Genomic DNA, 18,933 nt, shown 5'->3' with positions numbered 1-18,933 from the left:
GGGAACATTGTAACTAAGTGTTACGCCCGGCCGAGCCGACACAGTGCGTAACGATTGTCAGGCGTGCCCGGCGCTGCGCAGGGCGTCGTTCACGCCGACCATGGGTTTGTCGGCGACCACGCCGCCGCCATCGAAGGGCGTGACGCGATCGCGACCGGCGGCCTTGGCTCGATACAACGCCGCGTCGGCGTGCGCGAGCAGCTGGCGCAGTTCGTAGCCCGACTGCTCAGTGGACGTGACGCCGAAGCTGCCCGAGACGGGACAGCGCACGCCCTCGTACTGTGGCTCGACGGCGATCAACGCCTGGCGCAGCCTTTCGGCGCGCTGCCGGGCGTCCTCCAGGCCGCAACCCGGCAGCACGATGCCGAACTCTTCGCCGCCGACGCGCCCGAAGATATCGCTGACTCGCAAGTGCGCCTGACATGCGAGCACTGCCTGGCGGAGCACGTGATCGCCCGCGGCGTGGCCGTGGAGATCGTTGATGGATTTGAAATGATCGAGGTCGCATAGCACGACACTTACATGCTGCTGCGACTTGCGGGCCGTCTCCAGCACCGCTTCGGCGAGCTGGATGAAGCGCGGTCGGTTGGCGATGCCGGTCAGGCTGTCCACCTGCGACAGCTTCATGAAATGCAGCTGCGAGCGCTTGGTGCGATAGGCCCACAGCGCGATGAACACCACGACCAGCATCAGCAGCGCGATGTAGAGGCGGCTGGTCTCGGCGGCCTTGCTGTCCAGCTCGCGCTGTAATTGCAGCAGATTCTTTTCCTGATTCAGGGCGTCGATCTGCGATTTGGCGGCCAGCGCGTTCGATTTGACGCGCTCGTAGGCAAGCTGGCGCGCGGTCACGTCGTCGATATAAGTCTTGTCCGCGGCGGCCGATTGTTTCAGGTAGCCGATGGCGTTAGCGAGATCGCCGCGCTGCTCGGCTGCTTCATAGAGCACGCGATAGGCGGGCACCAACGGCTGAGTGAATTGACCCTTGACGCTGTGTTCGACAGCCCGCATCGCCAGACGCTGGGCGTCGGCTCCCGAACCGCGCTTTTGATAAGCCTGAGCCATCAGCGATTCCCACTCCGAGATGCCGCGCGGATAGTGCGTTCCCTGGATATCCGGATAGTGGCGTTCGAGCAGGGCGATGGCGTCGTCCAGCCGTTGCTCTCTCATGAGCACGCGTGCCCGGGTCATGCGAATGATATTGGCGGGGAGCGATTCGCCTTGCGCCAAGCAGGCGTTGACGCCGGTTTGAAAATCGGGATCGTCCGCCTTCAGGCGCTTGGCTTTGCACAGCGAGTCGAGGCGGAGCTGCTGGCCGCGGCACACGCCACGGCCGCGCGCATTTTCCTTGATGACCTGTTCGGCGTAGTGAACGCTGAGGTCGTACTCGCCGACCATCTGATAGATGTCCGCGGCGACGGACATGCCTTGCAGACGGGCATCCTTATCCGTGACCTCCGGCAGCTTGGTCAACAGCTTGTTGAGCTGCAGGAACGCGCCTTCGTATTGGGACGAGAGCACGCCGACATTGGCGGCGGTCGAGCCGGCGCGAAATTGCAACGTCGGGTTGGATGAGCCGTCGACGACCGATTCCAGCAGTGGAATGGACGCGGCGTACTCGCCCGCATACGCGTGGCGCCAGCCCTGCAGGTATTGCAGGTGATATTGCTGTTCGGCCGAGAGCCGATCCTTCTGTTCCTGCAGATGGTCGAGCAGGCGTGCGAATTCAATCGAATCGACAGTCTTGACGGCGTCCGCCCGCTGCAACGTCGCGGCGAAATCTTCAGGAGCGGCCGCGTGCAGCGGCGCGCCTGTCAGCAGACACAAATGAGCGATTCCGCCCAACAGCCAGTGCCGGGCGGAATCTTTTACGTTGCGTGATTTCTCAACCTGCGCGCGCGACACGGCGATCGGACAATGTGAGATCGTTGTCTTTCGCGGGCTGCTCGGGCTGCTGCTCATCGGGCTCGTCGTCTTGCGGCGCGTGGACCAGACAGCAGACGTTGGAGCTCGCGCCGATCAGCTCCTCGAGCTGGCGGGCCCGCTGCGCCAGGATGGCTGCCTGCACGGCCGGGTCCATGCCCGCCCGCGACAGCTCTTGCGCCAGTTGCTCGCCGCTGAGCGCTTGCAGGCGCGAGCTCTGACCCAGTCTCTCCAACAGATCCACCACATTGGACACGATATGCTCCTCCTCTGCCCCGAATTGTTGTGCGTGGTCGCTTGCTCCAAGCGGCGGGTTGTAACAAACCGCCGCGGTGGCCGGCTCTCGAACGTTCCACAGAAACATTCATCCACCGGTCCGAATCGAGCGACTTAACAGAATTATGCCCGTTTCGGCGCCAAGGGACGGCACAAGATGAGCCCGGCGGGGGCGAGTCGGCATTTGCCCGTCTCGGTCATTGCCGATTCCGAACAGCGGATGGCGGCGACCACGAATCGCGACGAACCGACCAGGCACTCCGTTGCCCATTTGCTGGCGCATTCCCTGCAGCTGCGTCCTGCCGGACGACTTCGCCACGGCGTGCAAAGCCTACGCTAAGGACCAGCCTCTGCACAGCCACATGGTCGGCGGCGGATTGCAGCCACAATTCATCCACTGGCAAATGCGCGAACACCGCCGGAATCAGCGCCAACAGTCCTTCCTTGGAATAACCCTTGGCGCGCGCGGGGCCGATGAACATCATGCCAACCTCCACGGTGCGCTTGCCGGCGTCGAAGTATTGCAGGCTGCAGATGCCCACGTCGGTGCGGGTGGCGCTTTCCACGATCGTGAGAAAAAGTCGCTCGATGGGCTGTCGGCGCATGCCCGCGAGCGCGCTTCGAAAGCTTTTCGCGGCCCGCTCGGGCGTCAGCGGCGGGCCGATGTAGCGCATGGTCTCGGCATCTGTGTACAGATGCTCGAACAGCGCCACGTCCGAGTCGACAATCGGCCGCATGCTCAGCCTCGGCGTTTCGACTGGAAACACGTGCACGGCGCTTAACTCTGTGCGGCCGGCTCGCGATCGAGCGCGGACAGGCGCTCGCGGATGTGATGATCGGGCTGCAAGGGCTGGGCCGGTGGAATCACCAGCGTGAAATGCATGTCCGCTTCGGCGCTCGGCAACTCACGGAGCGGCACGCGAACGATCTTGGGCCGGAACGTCGGTAACGTCGCCGCCTGGTACAAGATGACTTCGTGGTCCAGCGGATAATCGCGGCTCAATACGTCGACCAGCACTTGTCGATACGCCGCGCCGGTGGAAAAGCGCGCCAGCGACTGATCGCCCGACAGGCCCACCTGCCACAGGATCAGGTACGCCCCGGTGTCGAGGCGCCGCCGGTTGAACATGAACTGACTGGCTTCGTAGTGCTGGCAACCGTACTTGCCGGGATCGAAGCCGAGATCGGCGTACATGCAATCGGCCGCGGACACGCCGGGCTCCATGTGCGCGGTATAACCTTCGCTGCGCGCGGTTTCGATGGCTTTGTGAGTCGGCCACGCGAACACGCCGGGATGGCCGTAAAACGCGGCACAAACGCGCTTGCCGGCGCGCACTTCGGCGAGCATGGTCTCGACCATCTCGCGATAGGTCTGCATGCGCGATTTGCCTTCCCGATACAACGACTGCAGGCTGCGCACGTCCTTGTTCATGCCGGCGACCCACATCTCGATGATGCCGTCGGACAGCCCGGTGAACACCACGTCGGCGTTCTGGATGTGGTCACGCGCCAGCGGCGTCAGGTGCGATCCGAGGGTCATGCCGATGCCGACGCACACCAGACTCCCGCTTCGATTCATGTGCTTGCTCGCTCCTTACCGCGGCTACTTTGCGTCCGGCTGCGCCTCGGGCTTCGCGGCTGCGAAGGCAGACAACGACTCGAGATGAGTGCTGATCGCGACCAGCTTCGGAAACGGCGTGAGATCCGTGTCGAAGCGACGTGCGTTGTACATCTGCGGAACCAGACACACGTCGGCGAGCGACAGGCTGTCGCCGAAGCAGTAACGCTGCTCGCTCGAATACCTGGCCACTTGCTGCTCCAGGCCGCGGAAGCCTTCGCTCACCCAGTGGCGATACCAGGTATTCACACCATCCTCGTTCTGCCCCAGTCGCTGGCGCAGATAGTTCAGGACTCGCAGGTTGTTGAGCGGATGAATGTCACAAGCGATGGCCAGCGCCATGGAGCGCACGTGGGCGCGCGCCAGCGGCTCCGTCGGCAGCAGCGGCGGCTGCGGATACGCGTCGTTGAGATATTCAATGATGGCCAGCGATTGCGAGATCACGTCGCCATTCACTTCCAGCGCCGGGATCAGGCCTTGCGGATTCAACGCGAGATAGTCGGCCGCGCGATGCTCGTTCTTGGCGAACACCTTGGCGATGCGCTCGTATTCGACCCCCTTCAAGTTCAGGGCGATGCGCACACGGAACGCAGCCGAGCTGCGAAAAAAGTTGTAGAGCTTCATTCGACTAGATCAGCGTCACGATGAGGGGTTCGAGTCCGTCGACGCCGCCTTCGAGCCGGTCGTTGGACTGGATGGCGGCCACGCCGGGCGGCGTGCCGGTGTAAATGAGATCGCCCGGCGCCAGCTCGAACAGCGTCGACAGCTCGGCGATGATTTCCGGCACGCTCCAGATCATGTCCGCGAGCTGGCCTTGCTGGCGTACCGCGCCGTTGACCTTGAGCCAGATCTTGCTACCAGCGAGTTGCACTTCCGACGCGGGAGTGATCGCGCCGATGGGGGCGGAGCGGTCGAAACCCTTGGCCGTGTCCCAGGGCCGTCCCTTGTCCTTGGCTTCTGCCTGTAGGTCGCGCCGTGTGAGGTCGAGACCTACCGCATAGCCGTACACATGTGACAGCGCCTGCGAGATGCCGATGTTCGCGCCGCCGGTGCCGATGGCGACCACCAGCTCGATCTCGTGATGCAAGTCGGAGGTGCGCGACGGAAAGGGCAGCTGCGCGCCGCTCGGCGCCACGGCGTCGGCGGGTTTGGTAAAAAAGAACGGCGCTTCGCGCTCCGGGTCCTTGCCCATTTCGCGGGCATGCGCCGCGTAATTGCGACCGACGCAATAAATGCGATGCACGGGAAAGCGTTCGGTACGCCCGACGATAGCCACGGCGGGCGGCGCCGGCGGCGGAAAGACGAAGGACATGGATACTCGCGGCCGAAATGTTTCGGGCCGCTAGGATACTCCGACGATCATTTGCTCGACCACCCAGCGCTTGAGCATGCCTGCCGCCTGCATGGGGACGGCCTCCGCTTCGTGCCATGCGCACAGGGTGTCGCAGAGCGCTTCGAACGTCCCGCCCGCGCGCATGCACTCCAAGGCGGCATGTTCGTCGGCATCGAGCGAGCGATATTGCGTCTTCAATCCTTCACGCCAGATCAGCCAGGGCTGCGGCTCGTCGAGCGCCACCGCCGGAGGCGGCAGGTTTTCTTCTGTCAGCGCCTTGAACAGCTGCGCCGCGTTGGTCCGCAGCTGCAGGCAATGCACCGTCGGATGAAACCGAAACTGTAAGGCCGGCCATTGCTCCGGGGCGACTGCTGCCAAGATGTCGACACCCACCGGTCCCGCATCCGGACCGTCGAAGGCCGCGGCGATGGTCCATTCCCAGGCAGCGAGTTCGGCGAGCCAAGGCTGCTCGGGGAACGAGCGCTGCAGTAAGCGCGGCATCTGATCGCCGAACCAGCGGATCGAGGGATAGGTCGACGGGCTCAGGTCGATATATTCGAGCGCCAGCGCCGCGAACTGGTCCCTGCCCATGAACTGTTGCAGGCGGGGCAGGGTGCTCGCGAGCGCATCGGTCAGCCGGAGGCGATACGCTTCGGAATAAATGGCGAGGCGCAGGATCGCCGGGACGCGCGGTGTGCCGCCGACGGCATCGACGATGCGCTCGTGGCCATGCATGACATGGCGCTGAAAATCACGCTGCAAGTCGGCCAATGCGCGTGTGTCTTGAGCGCTCATGCGGCGGACTTCGACGTCTGCGCGGTCGTCGTGATGTCGCGAGCACGATCCAGTTCGGCCAGCAACACATCCAGATCGGGAATGTTGTCGTCGCGCTCGATCATGGTCGACACCGGCCCGAAGCGCTCCACCGCCGCATGAAACAATTCCCAAACCTCGTCGCACACCGGCGCGTCGTGCGTATCGATCAGATAGTCGCCCATGTTGCGATGTCCGGCGAGGTGGAACTGCTGGACACGCTCCACCGGAATGCCGCGCAGATAAGCCATGGGATCGAAATCGTGATTCACGCTGCTGACGTACACATTGTTCACGTCCAGCAGCAGCTGACAGTCGGCCCGCTCGGCGACTTCACGCAGGAATTCCCATTCGGTCATGTCCGAGCTGGTGAAGCTCACGTAGCTGGACACGTTTTCCAGGACGAGGCGTCGTCCGAGCCGCTCCTGGACGGCGGCGATTCGCGAGACGACATGCCGTAACGCCACCTCGGTGAATGGCATGGGCATCAAGTCGTGCAGGTTAACGCCGTCCACGCCGGTCCAGCACAGGTGATCGGACACCCACGCCGGTTCGACACGGTCGGCCAGTGCTTTGACTTCGCGAAGATAAGTCTCGTTCAGCGCATCGGTGCCGCCGATGGAAAGCGACACCCCATGCAGCACGACCGGATATTCAGCGCGCAGCCGTTCGAGGTAGTGCAACGGCTTGCCGCCGGGTAGCAGATAGTTCTCGGTCAGCGCTTCGAGCCAGCTGACACTGCCCTTGCGCTCGCCCAGCAGCGCTTCGTAGTGCACCGGGCGGACACCGAGCCCGAAGCCCAGCGATGGGAGGGAAGACGGTTTAGACACGTAATGCTCGTATTACGAGAACGGAAAGCGGCGCGACGTTGCCATAATGGTCGCGCCGCCCCGTTCATAGAGACCGGGCCGGAGCCGAAGTTATTTCTTCAGCTTGGCCTTGGCGGCGTCGCATTCAGCCTTGCTCAACATCAGGAAGCCCGTGCCTTTGCAGGCGTTCTTGCCGGCGCAGGCGTTGGCGGCCGTGCCACAGGCGCTGGTGCCCTTGCACGCGTTCACGCCTTCGCACTTCACCTTGGCTTCGTCCGCCGCATTGGCGGCCGTCAGCGGCGCGCTGCTGAACATCACCGCAGCCGCGGTCGCCAGTGCCAGAGTAGAAAGTTTCTTGCCGTGGGTCATCGATGCCATTCCTCGTGGAAAGTCCGCTTCGAAGGCGAAGCGCAGGAGTATACGCAGTCGGCCGGGAATCGGATTCAGGACGGGGCGACATAAGGAAGGGGCGGGTGATCGCTCACCCGCCCCCTTTGTCCCACTACGCAAGACGTGGGATCAGCCGCCTTTGCGGACCTCCAGCGCGTCCTTGACGCTTTTCACGCCGTCAACGTCGCGAGCCAGTTGCAGCGCGCGAGTGCGAGCCTGGTCGTTCTCGACGAAGCCGCTCAACTGCACCGTGCCCTTGAAGGTCTCAACGTTGATCTGATGCGCCTTGGTCACCGGATCCTCGATGAGCTTGGCCTTGACCTTGGCCGTGACGACGCCGTCGTCGATAGCCTGGCCGGTCGATTGCTGCGTCGGGGTCGACGAGCAGGCGACGACGGTCGAGGCCATGATCGCGGCCAACAACAATGCCGCCGTGTTTTGCCGTGCCATATCCATCGCTCCTGAACTATTCAAGTTCCTGACTAAGTGAGTGTCTCATCAACCCGCGCCGTCGCGACGCGCTTCAGCCGCTCGCTTGGCGTTCTCCAGATCGGCGTCCGCACGCTCCTTGCAATCCTCCTGAGCCGTGCCTTGCAGCGCCTCGCACTTCTCGACCGCAATCTTATGCGTGGCCTCGGCGCGGGCTACCGCGACTTTGAAGTCGCCTTGCGCGGCGGTCTCGCTGGCGTCGCGAGCCTGATCGGCCACGTCGTCGGCGTCATTGTCAGCCTGCGCATCCGCCACATCCTTCTGTGCATCCGCCATCGATTCCTGAGCATCGGCCTGCGCGTCTGTCACATCGCGTTGGGCTTCAGCCTGTGCGTTCGTCACGTCCTGCTGGACGTCGGCAGGCGACTCGGCTTTGTTGCAGCCCGCCAGCGCCAGGCCGGCCGCGGCGAGAATCAAATAACAAACATTGCTCTTCATGTGCATACCCTCAGTTGAGTGATAACCGCGCGCTTACTGACTAAATCCTCCTGCGAAACAGCCAGTTCCCCCAAGATTCATGCAACTGCTTGGCAGCGCGTGGAATTCGCGTCGATAACGTGCCGATGGAATGCAAGGTTCCGCGCACAACCGTGGCGCGCGGTCGCGCTGCGACAGGTACGCACGGCATTTCTACATGAGTTTGTATGAACGCTCCGCGCGCAATCGGCGACATGGGCGTTGTCCGTCGGCAACGGCTGACGAAGGAACCAAAAAATGTACACAGCCGTTGCAGGTCACGACTGCTCTGATTGCCTGCAGGAGGCCATGGTCGAAGCAACTCACAGCGGGCATTCGTCGAATGCAACGTTGAACACGCCGCCGGCGGCGACCGGAGGTGTGCCCTTGCACGTGCGCATCGTGATCGTGATTTCGATCGCGCTGCTGATGGTCAACGCCACGCTGCTGATCATCAACACCGCGGCCACCATGGACTCGCACGCGCAATACGCGCGTTCGTATGAAATCAAACGCTCGCTCAGCACGTTTCAATCGGTGATCACCGCGGCCGAGTCCGGGCAGCGCGGCTATCTGCTCACCGGGCAGACGGGATATCTCGAGCCGTATTACGTGGCGATGCGTAGCTGGCGCACGGAGATCGACAAGCTGCGCAGCCTGACTTCGGAAAACGCAGCCCGCCAGAAAGACATTGCCACGCTGGAACAGCTCACCGCAGCGGCCATCAGCCGCTTGAAGGCGACGATCAGCCGCAGCCCGCAACCGGGCCCGAATGGCACAGCCGACGTCGCGGGCACCGAGCGGGCCACGACGACGATGGATCGCGTACGCGGAATCGTAGATCGCATGGTGGCCGAGGAAGACGCGCGCATCGAGGCTCTGCGTCGCGAAGTGTTACGCGATCTGCTCGTGGCTGGCGGCCTGGCTCTGCTGACCACGGTTGTGACCGTTGCTGTGCTGATCGGTCTCAATAAACTGCTGCGCAAGTACGTGCGCGATCGGGAGACGGCCGAGAACGCCATCCTGCGGGCCAACCAAGCCTTAAACGAGCAGGTCGAGCAGCGTACCGCCGAGCTCACCGAGCTTTCGCAACACCTGATCCGTGTCTCGGAGGAGGAGAAGGCCAAGCTCGCGCGCGAGCTGCATGACACCCTGGGCAGCAATCTCACCGCCATCAACATGGACTTGAACTGGATTCAACGCCGCCTGCCGGAAGGCACGCGCGAGATCAAGGAGCGGCTGCAACGGGTCCTGCAGATGTTGACCGAGACGGTGGAGCTCAAGCACGAGGTCATCGAAGGCTTACGTCCCAGTCATCTGGACAACCTGGGCCTGGCGTTCGCCATGCGCTCGCACTGTCGCGAGTTCACGCGCCGCACCGGCCTGCCTTGCGACCTGGATGTGCAGGAGGACTTCGACGATCTCGACCCGGCCCGATCCATCGCCTTTTATCGGATTGCCCAGGAGTCGCTGACCAACATCGCGAAGCACGCGCAAGCCAGCCGCGTTCATGTCGCACTTGCGCGCGAAGATGGCGGGATCCGCTTGCGGATCATCGACGACGGCGTCGGCGTGGCCGAAGAGTCGCTGAGCAAACCCAAATCCCACGGCATCGTCGGCATGCGTGAGCGAATGCGACAGATGGGCGGCAAATTCCAGATCCGCCGCCCGGAAGAAGGCACCGGCACCATCGTCGAAGCCTTCATTCCCGCCACCAATGCGACTGCCATCTCTGCCTGAGCCATTCCCGAAAGGCAGGGTGGGTCTTCTGGGTGGCAAGCGCCTCAACCCAGTGCAATGCGACCCCGCGGTCAATACGTAGGAAACGTCTGACGGTACGAACTTCACTTTGTGGGGAACTTTTCCTCGCCCTGACGCCGTTGTGATCCATCGGGCCACGAAGTGTAAAGCTGACCGTCAGGAGCGTTCGCATGGAGAATCATGTCGAGAGGGCAACCCACAATGATCATCGCGCCAACTACGCGGGCGATGAGGCCCATTCGGGCGACGAATTGTCGAACGAGGAATTGTCGGGCGAGGGCACTGTGAGCGGCGAGCGCAGTCATGCGCAGGCGCCGATTGCATTGCGCATCCCCGTCGGCACCAACCTCGCCGACGTGGAACGCTGGATGATCTTTGCAACGCTTCAGAAGTGCGGGGGAAACAAGACCCGCGCGGCGGCGTTGCTGGGGGTGAGTCTCAAGACTCTATACAACCGCCTCAATGCATACCGCGCGCAGGGTCTGGCCATGGATTACGGCTTGAATGACGGTCAGGACGTGGCCATTACCACCTTGCAGGGGGGCGACCTCCGTGAAGCCATGACCGAGGTACCGCAGCGATGTTGAATCCCAACGAACTAGGCACTCGTGAAAATGAGGCCAGGGACGCGTTTCAGGCATTGCACACGCCGATTCGCGTGTTGATTGTCGACGACCACGCCATCCTCCGCGCCGGAGTGCGCGAGATGCTGGCGGAGGAGCAGGATCTCCAAGTGGTCGCCGAAGCGGGCTCCGCCGAAGATGCGCTTCAGCAGTTGCGCAACGGCTTGCAGGTCGACGTGGTGGTGCTCGACATCACCCTGCCTGGCCAGAGCGGCATCGATCTGCTGAAGCAGCTCAAGCGCGATCAGCCGGAGCTGGCGATTCTGGTGCTGAGCATGCATCCGGAGCGCAGCTTCGCAGTGCGCCTGATGCGCGCCGGCGCGAACGGCTACGTGCCGAAGATGATCGTGCCAGAAGAGCTGGTGAAAGCGGTGCGCGCCGTCGGCACAGGGCGTCGTTACATCACGCCGCTGGTGGCCGAGCTGCTCGCATCGGAGTGTGCCGCGGACGAAGAAGGTCCGATGCACAACCGGTTGTCGGAGCGCGAGCTGCAAGTGTTCACACGAATTGCGCGTGGCGTCTCGCCGGCCGTGATGGCCAACGAGCTGGGCCTCAGCGTCAAGACCGTGAGCACGTATCGGGCTCGCATTCTCGAGAAGATGGGAATGCGCAGTAACGCCGAGATCGCCGCCTACGCGGTTCGCAACCAGTTGGTGGAGTGAGGCACAGTTGCACTAGAGCTGGAGAGTGGGGATGAGCGGACGGAATGCTCCCCTCCTGCCCAGGCGCGCATCATGGCTGGATCCGAGCTGACGATCTACATCGTTGAGGATTCGCCCGCGGTCATGGAGCGTCTGGTGGAAGCGGTTGGCGATATTCCCAACGCCAAGGTGGTGGGTAGCGCCGATGCGGTGGCTGCTGCGCTCGAAGGAATGCGCAAGTCGCAGCCGCGAGTGCTCATCCTCGATATCCAGCTACGCGGCGGCAGCGGCTTCCAGGTGCTCAAGCAACTGCGGACAAGCCTTAGCAGGCCCGAAGCCGTGATCGTGGTTACGAATCATCCATCCGATGATTACCGGATTGCGAGCCGGGAGTGCGGAGCCGATCATTTCTTCGACAAGGCTTCGGAGTTTCACAAAGTACGCGAGGTGTTGTTGCAGATCGACGCTGCCTGATTTGTCTCTCCGTAACTGCCGAAACAAAACCGCAGCCGAATCACGGAACATACTCAGGATCCTGCGCGTCTGGTCGTGCGTTGTGGGTCGACTCGGACCCTTTCTGCCGAATTTGAAAGTGAGACGAACGGAATTCGAAATGGATTAGCCCAGAACCCTGCGCAACTCGTTACATGGACCTCCCCAGGACGATGGGGGCACCCGCTGAGAACCCATCGGACACCATGCTGACGGCTGCGCACTTCAAAGGCCGCGCTTCTAATGGAGCGCGGCCTATTTTTATGTATTTTTTAAAACGACCGATCGGACATCCTGTCACGACGGTCGCGCTCCGGGAAAAAAGCGTGGTTTTTTCCCTCCGCCGCCACCTGCGGTGGCGGGGTACATCCATGTACCCGGGTTGTTCAATCGGCGCACTTAGCGCTCTCTGTCTTCGTGACTGATATTGCGACTCCACTCGGCGCGGCTGCGCGAGGAGTCGTATTCGACGGCGGTTTCGGAATGAGTGCTGCGACATTCGTCCTGCCAACGCACCACGACGTAGCGGCCGGTGCGCAGCTGCCAGACGTCGCCACGTAAATCCACGTCGCTGTCTTTGAGGCGGACCGGGTCGCCGATGCGCAACCGGGCGCGCACCTGTTCGCTCATTTCGCTGCTCATGATGTCTCCTTACTCAGCACTATCGGCACGAGCAGCGTCTTAGGTTAGGGGCTACGTTGTTGATGTTCGACTAGGGGAAAGCATTAAGCCCCCGATTCGTGCCGGGAATGAGCATTACGTCACGCGCTGTACGCGCAGTGCGTGTGAGCCGGATCACAAATTGTCGCGTGTTTGTTTTTAACTAAATGCCAGATTGCGCAATGTCAAAGATGCGCGCGGGCGCTACTCGGTCCACCAGCCGATGAACTCTTCGAAGCTGATCGAGCCGTCGCCGTCGGCATCGGTGAGCTCGAACGCCAGCAGGCATTCATCTTCGGACATGTCCTGATCCAGCGAGCGCAACAGCGCGCTGAACTCCTGCACCACGATCCAACCGTCGCCGTTGCTGTCGCAGGCGTCGAAGCTTTGTTTCAGCTCCTTCAGGTCGTCGGCGTCCACGTCGATGTCCTTGACTGCATCCAGGTCCGTCATTGCGCTCATCCTTTGTTACCGCGATCTCTTTATTACTGAAGTGTTACGACTCCACGTTCGGAGTCGCAGGCCAGGCGAGTAAATCTTACCTGTCCGCGGAAAATTTCTCCGCAAAGAAATCGCCGTTTGCCCAACGTGGCGCCGACGCCGCGTTCGCCGCCCCGAGCACGATGCGCAAGTTGATGCGGACCAGGTCGGCCGCGGTCCGATAATCGATCGGCAACGTTAAATCGTCGCTCGGCTGATGATAGTGAGTCGATAGAAACTGCCGGCGCAATTCGTCCAGATCCACGCTGGGATTGCGCGGTTGGTAGCCGGCGCCGAGCACCAGCGCCGGAATGCCGCGACGGATGAACGAGAACTGATCGCTGCGGATGAATCTCACCTGCTCGGGCGCGGCGTCGGCGCTGAGCCGGTAACCCTGCGCGGCGACTGCTTGTCGCGCGAGCGAGCCCAGCGATGAGTGTTGGACGCCCAGCGCCACGAAGTCCTGCACCGGCTCGAATGTCAGCGGCATGTCCATGTTGATGTTGGCGACCAGCTTCTGTTCCTGCGCCAACGCCTGGTGCGCGAAGAAGTCCGAGCCCAGCAAACCTTTTTCTTCGGCGGTCACTGCCACGAACAGCACGGAGCGGCGTGGCTTCACATTCGAGGCGTGCAGCGCTCGCGCCAGCTCCAGCATGATGCCCATGCCGACTGCATTATCGTGAGCGCCGTTATATACGGAGTCGCCGTTGACCGCCGTGCCGCGACCGAGATGATCCAGGTGCGCGGTGACCACGACGTATTCGTTCTTCAGCTGCGGATCCGAGCCGGGCAGCATGCCGACGACGTTGGCGCTCTCGGTTTTGCGCAGCCCCGTGGTCGCCGACAAGGTCAGCATGCCCGGCAGCGCGAAGCCTTGAGGCGTGCCTTCGTCGGAGGCGGCCAAGACCATCGCGAAACTGCTTTGTGCCGTTTGGAACAGCTGCGTGGCCGCGTCGTGATTGAAACGAAACCGCAGCTTCAACGCCGGGAAAGCATTCTGCGGCGTGCCGGCTTCGTCGAGCCAGCGCATCTGCGGGATCCAGCTCATGGAGACGCGACGTTCCCATGGCGTGCGTTTGATGTCCGCGGATGAATCGACGGTGATGACGCCGACCGCGCCTTTGTCCACCAGCGTGGTCAGCTTGCGGTCTTCCCACGAGTAGTACGCGCGTTTCTCGTTCGAAAACCTGGCCGGCGCGCCGCTGAAGATCACGGCGATGCGGCCTTTCACATCGATGTTCTCGAAGTCGTTGTAATCGAGCTCGGGTGCGTCGATGCCGAAACCGGCGAACACCAGCGGCGCGCTGAGCGTGGAGCTGGCGGAGGTGAAGTCGGCGCTCGGCAGATAGTGAGTGCCGTATTCGAAGGTGTACGTGTCGTCTTCGCGAACCAGCTCCGCCGACGAACCCGGCAGCACGGGTGTTGCTTCGAGCAGCGGCACTTTCTGCAAATAGCTTTTGTCATCGTCGCCGGCCGGTTGCAGCCCGGCCTGCCGGAACTGTGACGCTACATACGCGGCCGCGATGTCGTAGCCTCGGGACGCGGTGGCGCGACCTTCCAACAAATCGGCTGCAAGAAATTCAACGTGACTGCGGATGGTCTCGGGCTGCACTTCGCTCCAAGCCCCGCGCTCCGCGGCCGGCAAGCTGGCGGCGGACATCAACAGCACTAGTGAGACAGGCAATCGGACCATGGCGTAAGGGTTACAGGGGCGACGGGCCGCAACAGTATCATTGACGCGGCGATTCCGCTGGCGACCCGAGTTCATCCCATGTTCAGTGCTTGGCTCATAGCCTGGACCTCGGGCATGCTTCTCACGGTGTCGATATGAACCGTCCAGCAATCACGCTCTGTTTCGCGCTTGCAGCTGCAAGCTTGGCGCTCCAGGGATGCGCCGTGCCGCAGCCTTATGTGCCGCCGACTCCCACGTCGACGCAGATCCGGCCGCCGGTCGCGCCGCCCACGTCGGTGGGCAACGAAGTCGCGATTCGCGCCATCTCGCTACTGGGCGCGCCGTATGAGTGGGGCGGCAATGGGCCCACCTCGTTCGACTGCAGCGGCCTGGTGCGATTCATTCACGATCAACTCGGAATATTCGTGCCGCGCACCGCCGCCGAGCAGTACTCGGCCGCGACCCCGGTGGAGGTGAGCGACCTGGAGCCGGGGGATCTGCTGTTCTTCAAGATCAAGGGGCGCATTTCTCACGTCGCGATCTACACCGGCGAAGGGCGTTTCGTGCACGCCCCGCAAACCGGTCGCCCCGTCGAGCTGCGCATGCTCGACGATGACTTCTACCGCCCGCGCCTGGCGGGCGCAGGGCGGTTGTTCTAGACGTCAGCCCTCGACGGCCTTCTTTTTCTTCTTCTTGGCGGCCGGTTTCGCCGGCTCTGCCGGCGCAGCGGCCTGTTTGGCGGCGGCAAGCTCCGCGGCCGGGCGGTTCATGCGTTCGCGCACCAGGTTCTCCACCACCGCCGGATCGGCGAGCGTGGAAATATCGCCTAATTGATCGTGCTCGTTGGCCGCGATCTTGCGCAGGATCCGCCGCATGATTTTGCCGGAGCGGGTTTTCGGCAGGCCCGGCGCCCATTGGATCAGGTCGGGCGAAGCAATCGGGCTGATTTCCTTGCGCACCCAATCGCGCAGCTCGGTGCGAAGCGCCTCGGTCGGCTGCGCGTCGGCAATCAAAGTCACATAGACGTAGATGCCCTGGCCCTTGATGTCGTGCGGATAGCCGACGGCGGCCGCTTCGGCGACGCTCGGATGCGCCACCAGCGCGCTTTCGATTTCAGCGGTGCCCAGGCGATGGCCGGCGACGTTCAACACGTCGTCGACGCGACCCGTGATCCAGTAATAACCATCCTCGTCGCGTCGCGCGCCGTCACCGGTGAAGTAACGACCGGGGAAGGTCTTGAAGTAAGTATCGATGAAGCGCTGATGATCGCCGAACACCGTGCGCATCTGCCCCGGCCAGCTGTCGCTCAGGATCAGGTTGCCTTCGCACGCGCCCTCGAGCGTGTTGCCCTCGTTATCGACGATGGCTGGCTTCACGCCGAAGAACGGTAGCGTGGCCGAGCCGGGCTTCTGATCGATCGCGCCCGGCAGCGGTGAAATCAAGATGCCGCCCGTTTCCGTCTGCCACCAGGTATCGACGACCGGGCAGCGGCTGTCGCCGACCACGCGGTGATACCACTCCCACGCTTCGGGATTGATCGGCTCGCCGACGGTGCCGAGCAAGCGCAACGAGCTGCGCGACCATTCCTTCACCGGCTCCTCGCCTTCGCGCATCAGCGCGCGGATGGCAGTCGGTGCGGTGTAGAACAATGTGACTTTGTGCTTGTCGACGGCCTGCCAGAAGCGTCCGCTGTCTGGATAATTCGGCACGCCTTCGAACATCACCGTGGTCGCGCCGTTCGCGAGCGGCCCGTACACGACATAGCTGTGACCGGTGACCCAGCCCACGTCGGCGGTACACCAGAAGATGTCGTCTTCGCGCAGATCGAACACCAGCTCGTGAGTCATCGACGCATACACGAGATAGCCGCCGCTGGTGTGCAAGACGCCTTTGGGTTTGCCGGTCGAGCCGGACGTATAAAGAATGAAAAGCGGATCTTCCGCATCCATGACTTCCGGCGCGCATTCCTTCGGCTGCGAATTCACGACGTCGTCGAACCAGCGGTCACGATGGGAGTACATGGGCACGCGAATGCCGGTGCGTCTCACCACCAGCACGTGCTTGACGCAGTCCGTCTTTGGCATGGTCAGTGCGAGATCGACATTCGTCTTCAGCGGCACGCGCTTGCCGCCGCGAATGCCTTCGTCAGCAGTGATCACGACGGAAGAACCGCAGTCCGCGATGCGTCCGGCGAGCGAGTCGGCAGAGAAGCCGCCGAAGACCACCGAATGAACCGCGCCGATGCGCGCGCATGCGAGCATGGCGACGGCCGCTTCGGGAATCATCGGCATATAGATGGTGACGCGATCGCCCTTCTTTACGCCGAGCGACTTCAGCGCGTTGGCGCACTGACACACGCGCTCATACAACTGCCGATACGTGATGCGCTCCGACAGCTTCGGATCGTCGCCTTCCCAGATGATGGCGGTCTTGTCGCCCCGCTTGGTCAGGTGGCGGTCGAGACAGTTGGCCGCCACGTTCAGCTTGCCGTCGTAATACCAGCGGATGCGAAAGTCGTGCTCGTCGAAGCTGGTGTCTTTGACCTTCGCGAACGGCTGGATCCAATCGAGCCGGCGCCCGATGCGCGCCCAGAAGCTGTTCGGGTCGCGCACCGATTCCTGATACAACCGCTGATAGTCCGCCAGGCGCAGATGCGCCAGCGCGGCGAAATCTTCGGGAACTTTATAGATCTTCTGACTCATGTGCGTGTCGAAGCGATTATTGTCGGGGTGGCAAGGTGGCCAGCGCGGCGCGAACCCTTTCGGCGTGCTCGGCGAGCACGGCTTTGTCGGCCCAATCGCGGCTGTGTCCACGAATCGATTTGCCTTCGTAACAGGGCACGATGTGGAAATGAATATGAAATACGGTCTGGCCGGCGGCGGGCTCGTTGAACTGGATGATGCGCATGCCGTCGGGCTTGAAAGCCTGCTGCACGCCGCGGGCGACGTGCTGCGTCGCCTTGATGAGATCGGCGAGCGCCGCCGGAGCGATGTCGAAGAAGTTGCGCGCTTCTACCTTGGGAATCACCAGCGTGTGGCCGTCGGACTGCGGCATGGCGTCCATGAAGGACAGGGCCTGCGCGTCTTCGTAAACCTTGAATGCTGGAATTTCGCCGCGCAGGATTTTGGCGAACACATTGCTCTGGTCGTACATCGCGCCTCCTAAATGCCGGCCTTGGCCAGCGCGTCGATCAGCTGACGCACGGCGGTGCCGACCGCAGGATGCTCGGCCTCGAAGCTCACCGCGAGTTGCTCGAGGCGCTCGGTGAGCGGGTGATCTTCGTTGTCGAGAGACGCCGCGCCCAGCAGACGCGTCAAGTCGTTGAGCAACAACATGAGCGAGTCGCGCGTGCGCGAGTCGATCGAATCCCGATCGAGGCGCTCGAGCTTGTCGTGCAGGGCGAGGATGTGCTGCTGAATGTCTGGTGTCACTGGATGGGTCTCCGTCGTCGGCCTCGCTAAATCTTAGCGCGGCGCCATCATGTCTTTTTTGGTATATCCCGCCGGCACCTCGAACAGCGTCGCGGCCAGCGTTTCGCTGGTGATATTGCTGAGCGTGGTCTCGCTCTGCGGCTTACCTTCGTAAAAGTGCCGGCTCAGCACCGGAATGCCGCCCAGCGCCTCGAAGTTCTGCATTTGTTTCTGTGACATTTGCTTGAGCCACGGCATGTCGACGTTGGCCAACATGTCCTCGAGCACGGCCGCCATTTTGCGGGCGGACACCATCAGCTCGGCTGAGCCCTTGAGCGCGTTGCCTGGCACGACGCACAGCTCGTCGGTGAGCACGCCGTCTTCGCGCACTTCGACAAAGGTACAGCTGTAGCCGTTGATCTTGTCATTGCGTGAGGTGCGCTTGATTTCCTGTTTTTTCTCGGGCTCGCCGGCAGCGCCGGGAATGCGGCCGCCGAGCATCTTCTCCATCTGCGCGCGCTGCTCGGGCGTCATGTCCTTCATGCGCTCCTGGAGCATTTGCAAGGCTGGGTTCAGCTGCTCGGCCATGCGTTGCATGGAAGCGCGATCCATGGCGATGTAGCTCTTGTCCTTGTGGCTGATGGCGTAGATGGTGTCGTCCTTGAAAATCATGGTCGACTCGTTGGGCTGAGTCTCGACCCGCATCATGCCGCCCTGGGCCCAGGTGTTGATGGTGGTGGTGCGGTTCCCCGACAGCTCGCGGTTGACCGTTTCCAGCTTGGTGCCAGCGTGCGCGGCGGTCAGGGTCACGAGCAACAGAGACAGCGGCAGCGTGCGGACTAGCATGGAGTTCCCCCTCCGAAGCGGTGCTGGGATTCTACCGGACACCGCGGCTTTTATGTCGCCGTCGGAGCGTGGGTGCGTCCTCTCTTTTCCCTCTTGGCCGTCAGCGCTGGCCGGCGAGGGCCCGCGGACATGGCTTTGCGCCTTTCTAGGTTTGTCTCGCCGTTCTTGTCGATTCGACTTTCGTATAGGTTCAACGCGCCGAGCCAGCGAGGAATTGTCCTGGCCGGCAACCGACCTGAGCCGT

Annotated in this window: 22 protein-coding genes and 1 pseudogene; 5 read left to right on the top strand and 18 right to left on the bottom strand. The window is 62.6% G+C overall.

Annotation, left to right across the window (positions count from 1 at the left end; genetic code table 11):
* Positions 1 to 57: 57 nt before the first annotated feature.
* From VGD45_RS17275 to VGD45_RS17225, 11 genes are all read right to left on the bottom strand, one after another.
* Complete coding sequence (locus tag VGD45_RS17275; RefSeq protein WP_331156577.1) at positions 58 to 1,824, bottom strand: GGDEF domain-containing protein; 1,767 nt, start codon at positions 1,822 to 1,824, stop codon at positions 58 to 60.
* A gap of 58 nt (positions 1,825 to 1,882) precedes the next feature.
* Complete coding sequence (locus VGD45_RS17270; protein WP_331156576.1) at positions 1,883 to 2,176, bottom strand: hypothetical protein; 294 nt, start codon at positions 2,174 to 2,176, stop codon at positions 1,883 to 1,885.
* A 217-nt stretch (positions 2,177 to 2,393) separates the two neighbouring features.
* Positions 2,394 to 2,933 (bottom strand): GNAT family N-acetyltransferase, encoded by a 540-nt coding sequence (locus tag VGD45_RS17265; RefSeq protein WP_331156575.1) that lies wholly within the window; start codon positions 2,931 to 2,933, stop codon positions 2,394 to 2,396.
* 41 nt (positions 2,934 to 2,974) lie between these two features.
* On the bottom strand, positions 2,975 to 3,775 hold the full coding sequence (locus VGD45_RS17260) for an SAM-dependent methyltransferase (protein WP_331156574.1): 801 nt from the start codon (positions 3,773 to 3,775) through the stop codon (positions 2,975 to 2,977).
* A 24-nt stretch (positions 3,776 to 3,799) separates the two neighbouring features.
* Entirely contained in the window at positions 3,800 to 4,438 is a 639-nt protein-coding gene (gene maiA, locus VGD45_RS17255; RefSeq protein ID WP_331156573.1) for a maleylacetoacetate isomerase, read from the bottom strand.
* 4 nt (positions 4,439 to 4,442) lie between these two features.
* Positions 4,443 to 5,126: a fumarylacetoacetate hydrolase family protein gene (locus VGD45_RS17250; RefSeq protein WP_331156572.1), complete on the bottom strand. Its 684-nt coding sequence runs from the start codon at positions 5,124 to 5,126 to the stop codon at positions 4,443 to 4,445.
* 30 nt (positions 5,127 to 5,156) lie between these two features.
* Positions 5,157 to 5,942 (bottom strand): DNA-binding domain-containing protein, encoded by a 786-nt coding sequence (locus tag VGD45_RS17245; protein WP_331156571.1) that lies wholly within the window; start codon positions 5,940 to 5,942, stop codon positions 5,157 to 5,159.
* The gene (locus VGD45_RS17240) at positions 5,939 to 6,790 is read right to left on the bottom strand and encodes a DUF692 domain-containing protein (RefSeq protein WP_331156570.1); all 852 of its coding nucleotides are present in this window, start codon (positions 6,788 to 6,790) and stop codon (positions 5,939 to 5,941) included. The genes VGD45_RS17245 and VGD45_RS17240 overlap by 4 nt, the downstream gene beginning before the upstream one ends.
* A gap of 90 nt (positions 6,791 to 6,880) precedes the next feature.
* A complete protein-coding gene (locus VGD45_RS17235) occupies positions 6,881 to 7,138 on the bottom strand; it encodes a hypothetical protein (protein WP_331156569.1) in 258 nt (85 codons plus the stop codon).
* 150 nt (positions 7,139 to 7,288) lie between these two features.
* On the bottom strand, positions 7,289 to 7,609 hold the full coding sequence (locus VGD45_RS17230) for a BON domain-containing protein (protein WP_331156568.1): 321 nt from the start codon (positions 7,607 to 7,609) through the stop codon (positions 7,289 to 7,291).
* A 48-nt stretch (positions 7,610 to 7,657) separates the two neighbouring features.
* Positions 7,658 to 8,086 carry a hypothetical protein gene (locus VGD45_RS17225; RefSeq protein WP_331156567.1) on the bottom strand — a complete coding sequence of 143 codons (429 nt, stop codon included), beginning with the start codon at positions 8,084 to 8,086 and terminating at the stop codon, positions 7,658 to 7,660.
* Between the two features lie 276 nt (positions 8,087 to 8,362).
* Between VGD45_RS17225 and VGD45_RS17220 the strand changes: the two genes are divergently transcribed.
* The 4 genes from VGD45_RS17220 to VGD45_RS17205 all read left to right on the top strand — a co-directional run bounded on the left by VGD45_RS17220 (position 8,363) and on the right by VGD45_RS17205 (position 11,603).
* A complete protein-coding gene (locus tag VGD45_RS17220; protein ID WP_331156566.1) occupies positions 8,363 to 9,844 on the top strand; it encodes a CHASE3 domain-containing protein in 1,482 nt (493 codons plus the stop codon).
* 191 nt (positions 9,845 to 10,035) lie between these two features.
* Positions 10,036 to 10,452 (top strand): helix-turn-helix domain-containing protein, encoded by a 417-nt coding sequence (locus VGD45_RS34380; protein ID WP_331156565.1) that lies wholly within the window; start codon positions 10,036 to 10,038, stop codon positions 10,450 to 10,452.
* Positions 10,446 to 11,150, top strand: coding sequence for a response regulator transcription factor (locus tag VGD45_RS17210; protein WP_331156564.1), 705 nt, complete (start codon positions 10,446 to 10,448; stop codon positions 11,148 to 11,150). The genes VGD45_RS34380 and VGD45_RS17210 overlap by 7 nt, the downstream gene beginning before the upstream one ends.
* A 72-nt stretch (positions 11,151 to 11,222) precedes the next feature.
* Positions 11,223 to 11,603 carry a LytR/AlgR family response regulator transcription factor gene (locus VGD45_RS17205; RefSeq protein ID WP_331156563.1) on the top strand — a complete coding sequence of 127 codons (381 nt, stop codon included), beginning with the start codon at positions 11,223 to 11,225 and terminating at the stop codon, positions 11,601 to 11,603.
* A gap of 417 nt (positions 11,604 to 12,020) precedes the next feature.
* On the opposite strand, the gene VGD45_RS17200 is transcribed toward VGD45_RS17205, so the two are convergent.
* From VGD45_RS17200 to VGD45_RS17190, 3 genes are all read right to left on the bottom strand, one after another.
* Positions 12,021 to 12,263, bottom strand: coding sequence for a hypothetical protein (locus VGD45_RS17200; protein WP_331156562.1), 243 nt, complete (start codon positions 12,261 to 12,263; stop codon positions 12,021 to 12,023).
* Between the two features lie 222 nt (positions 12,264 to 12,485).
* Entirely contained in the window at positions 12,486 to 12,734 is a 249-nt protein-coding gene (locus VGD45_RS17195) for an EF-hand domain-containing protein (protein ID WP_331156561.1), read from the bottom strand.
* Positions 12,735 to 12,819: 85 nt separating this feature from the next.
* Entirely contained in the window at positions 12,820 to 14,421 is a 1,602-nt protein-coding gene (locus tag VGD45_RS17190) for a M28 family metallopeptidase (RefSeq protein WP_331156560.1), read from the bottom strand.
* A 167-nt stretch (positions 14,422 to 14,588) separates the two neighbouring features.
* Between VGD45_RS17190 and VGD45_RS17185 the strand changes: the two genes are divergently transcribed.
* On the top strand, positions 14,589 to 15,092 hold the full coding sequence (locus VGD45_RS17185) for a C40 family peptidase (protein WP_331156559.1): 504 nt from the start codon (positions 14,589 to 14,591) through the stop codon (positions 15,090 to 15,092).
* 102 nt (positions 15,093 to 15,194) lie between these two features.
* Here the strand turns inward: VGD45_RS17185 and acs are convergent.
* The 4 genes and pseudogenes from acs to VGD45_RS17165 all read right to left on the bottom strand — a co-directional run.
* Positions 15,195 to 17,135: pseudogene (gene acs, locus VGD45_RS17180) on the bottom strand (acetate--CoA ligase); the annotation flags it as partial.
* A 16-nt stretch (positions 17,136 to 17,151) separates the two neighbouring features.
* The gene (locus VGD45_RS17175; RefSeq protein WP_331156557.1) at positions 17,152 to 17,586 is read right to left on the bottom strand and encodes an HIT family protein; all 435 of its coding nucleotides are present in this window, start codon (positions 17,584 to 17,586) and stop codon (positions 17,152 to 17,154) included.
* A gap of 8 nt (positions 17,587 to 17,594) precedes the next feature.
* A complete protein-coding gene (locus VGD45_RS17170; protein WP_331156556.1) occupies positions 17,595 to 17,864 on the bottom strand; it encodes a DUF4404 family protein in 270 nt (89 codons plus the stop codon).
* A 33-nt stretch (positions 17,865 to 17,897) separates the two neighbouring features.
* Positions 17,898 to 18,689: a DUF4412 domain-containing protein gene (locus tag VGD45_RS17165; protein ID WP_331156555.1), complete on the bottom strand. Its 792-nt coding sequence runs from the start codon at positions 18,687 to 18,689 to the stop codon at positions 17,898 to 17,900.
* Positions 18,690 to 18,933 lie beyond the last annotated feature (244 nt).

This window comes from Steroidobacter sp., from assembly GCF_036402275.1.
GTDB lineage: Bacteria > Pseudomonadota > Gammaproteobacteria > Steroidobacterales > Steroidobacteraceae > Steroidobacter.
Note: the sequence above shows the minus strand (reverse complement) of the source record. Positions and strands in the feature narration are given on the sequence as shown.

Excerpts from the sequence above, each read along its gene's own strand:
- VGD45_RS17220 (WP_331156566.1), top strand. The coding sequence starts at position 8,363 with ATGTACACAGCCGTTGCAGGTCACGACTGCTCTGATTGCCTGCAGGAG.
- VGD45_RS17235 (WP_331156569.1), bottom strand. The coding sequence starts at position 7,138 with ATGACCCACGGCAAGAAACTTTCTACTCTGGCACTGGCGACCGCGGCT.
- VGD45_RS17265 (WP_331156575.1), bottom strand. The coding sequence starts at position 2,933 with ATGCGGCCGATTGTCGACTCGGACGTGGCGCTGTTCGAGCATCTGTAC.
- VGD45_RS17230 (WP_331156568.1), bottom strand. The coding sequence starts at position 7,609 with ATGGCACGGCAAAACACGGCGGCATTGTTGTTGGCCGCGATCATGGCC.
- VGD45_RS17185 (WP_331156559.1), top strand. The coding sequence starts at position 14,589 with ATGAACCGTCCAGCAATCACGCTCTGTTTCGCGCTTGCAGCTGCAAGC.
- VGD45_RS34380 (WP_331156565.1), top strand. The coding sequence starts at position 10,036 with ATGGAGAATCATGTCGAGAGGGCAACCCACAATGATCATCGCGCCAAC.
- VGD45_RS17245 (WP_331156571.1), bottom strand. The coding sequence starts at position 5,942 with ATGAGCGCTCAAGACACACGCGCATTGGCCGACTTGCAGCGTGATTTT.
- VGD45_RS17225 (WP_331156567.1), bottom strand. The coding sequence starts at position 8,086 with ATGAAGAGCAATGTTTGTTATTTGATTCTCGCCGCGGCCGGCCTGGCG.
- VGD45_RS17195 (WP_331156561.1), bottom strand. The coding sequence starts at position 12,734 with ATGACGGACCTGGATGCAGTCAAGGACATCGACGTGGACGCCGACGAC.
- VGD45_RS17250 (WP_331156572.1), bottom strand. The coding sequence starts at position 5,126 with ATGTCCTTCGTCTTTCCGCCGCCGGCGCCGCCCGCCGTGGCTATCGTC.
- VGD45_RS17260 (WP_331156574.1), bottom strand. The coding sequence starts at position 3,775 with ATGAATCGAAGCGGGAGTCTGGTGTGCGTCGGCATCGGCATGACCCTC.
- VGD45_RS17200 (WP_331156562.1), bottom strand. The coding sequence starts at position 12,263 with ATGAGCAGCGAAATGAGCGAACAGGTGCGCGCCCGGTTGCGCATCGGC.
- maiA (WP_331156573.1), bottom strand. The coding sequence starts at position 4,438 with ATGAAGCTCTACAACTTTTTTCGCAGCTCGGCTGCGTTCCGTGTGCGC.
- VGD45_RS17210 (WP_331156564.1), top strand. The coding sequence starts at position 10,446 with ATGTTGAATCCCAACGAACTAGGCACTCGTGAAAATGAGGCCAGGGAC.
- VGD45_RS17190 (WP_331156560.1), bottom strand. The coding sequence starts at position 14,421 with ATGTCCGCCGCCAGCTTGCCGGCCGCGGAGCGCGGGGCTTGGAGCGAA.
- VGD45_RS17205 (WP_331156563.1), top strand. The coding sequence starts at position 11,223 with ATGGCTGGATCCGAGCTGACGATCTACATCGTTGAGGATTCGCCCGCG.
- VGD45_RS17175 (WP_331156557.1), bottom strand. The coding sequence starts at position 17,586 with ATGTACGACCAGAGCAATGTGTTCGCCAAAATCCTGCGCGGCGAAATT.
- VGD45_RS17165 (WP_331156555.1), bottom strand. The coding sequence starts at position 18,689 with ATGCTAGTCCGCACGCTGCCGCTGTCTCTGTTGCTCGTGACCCTGACC.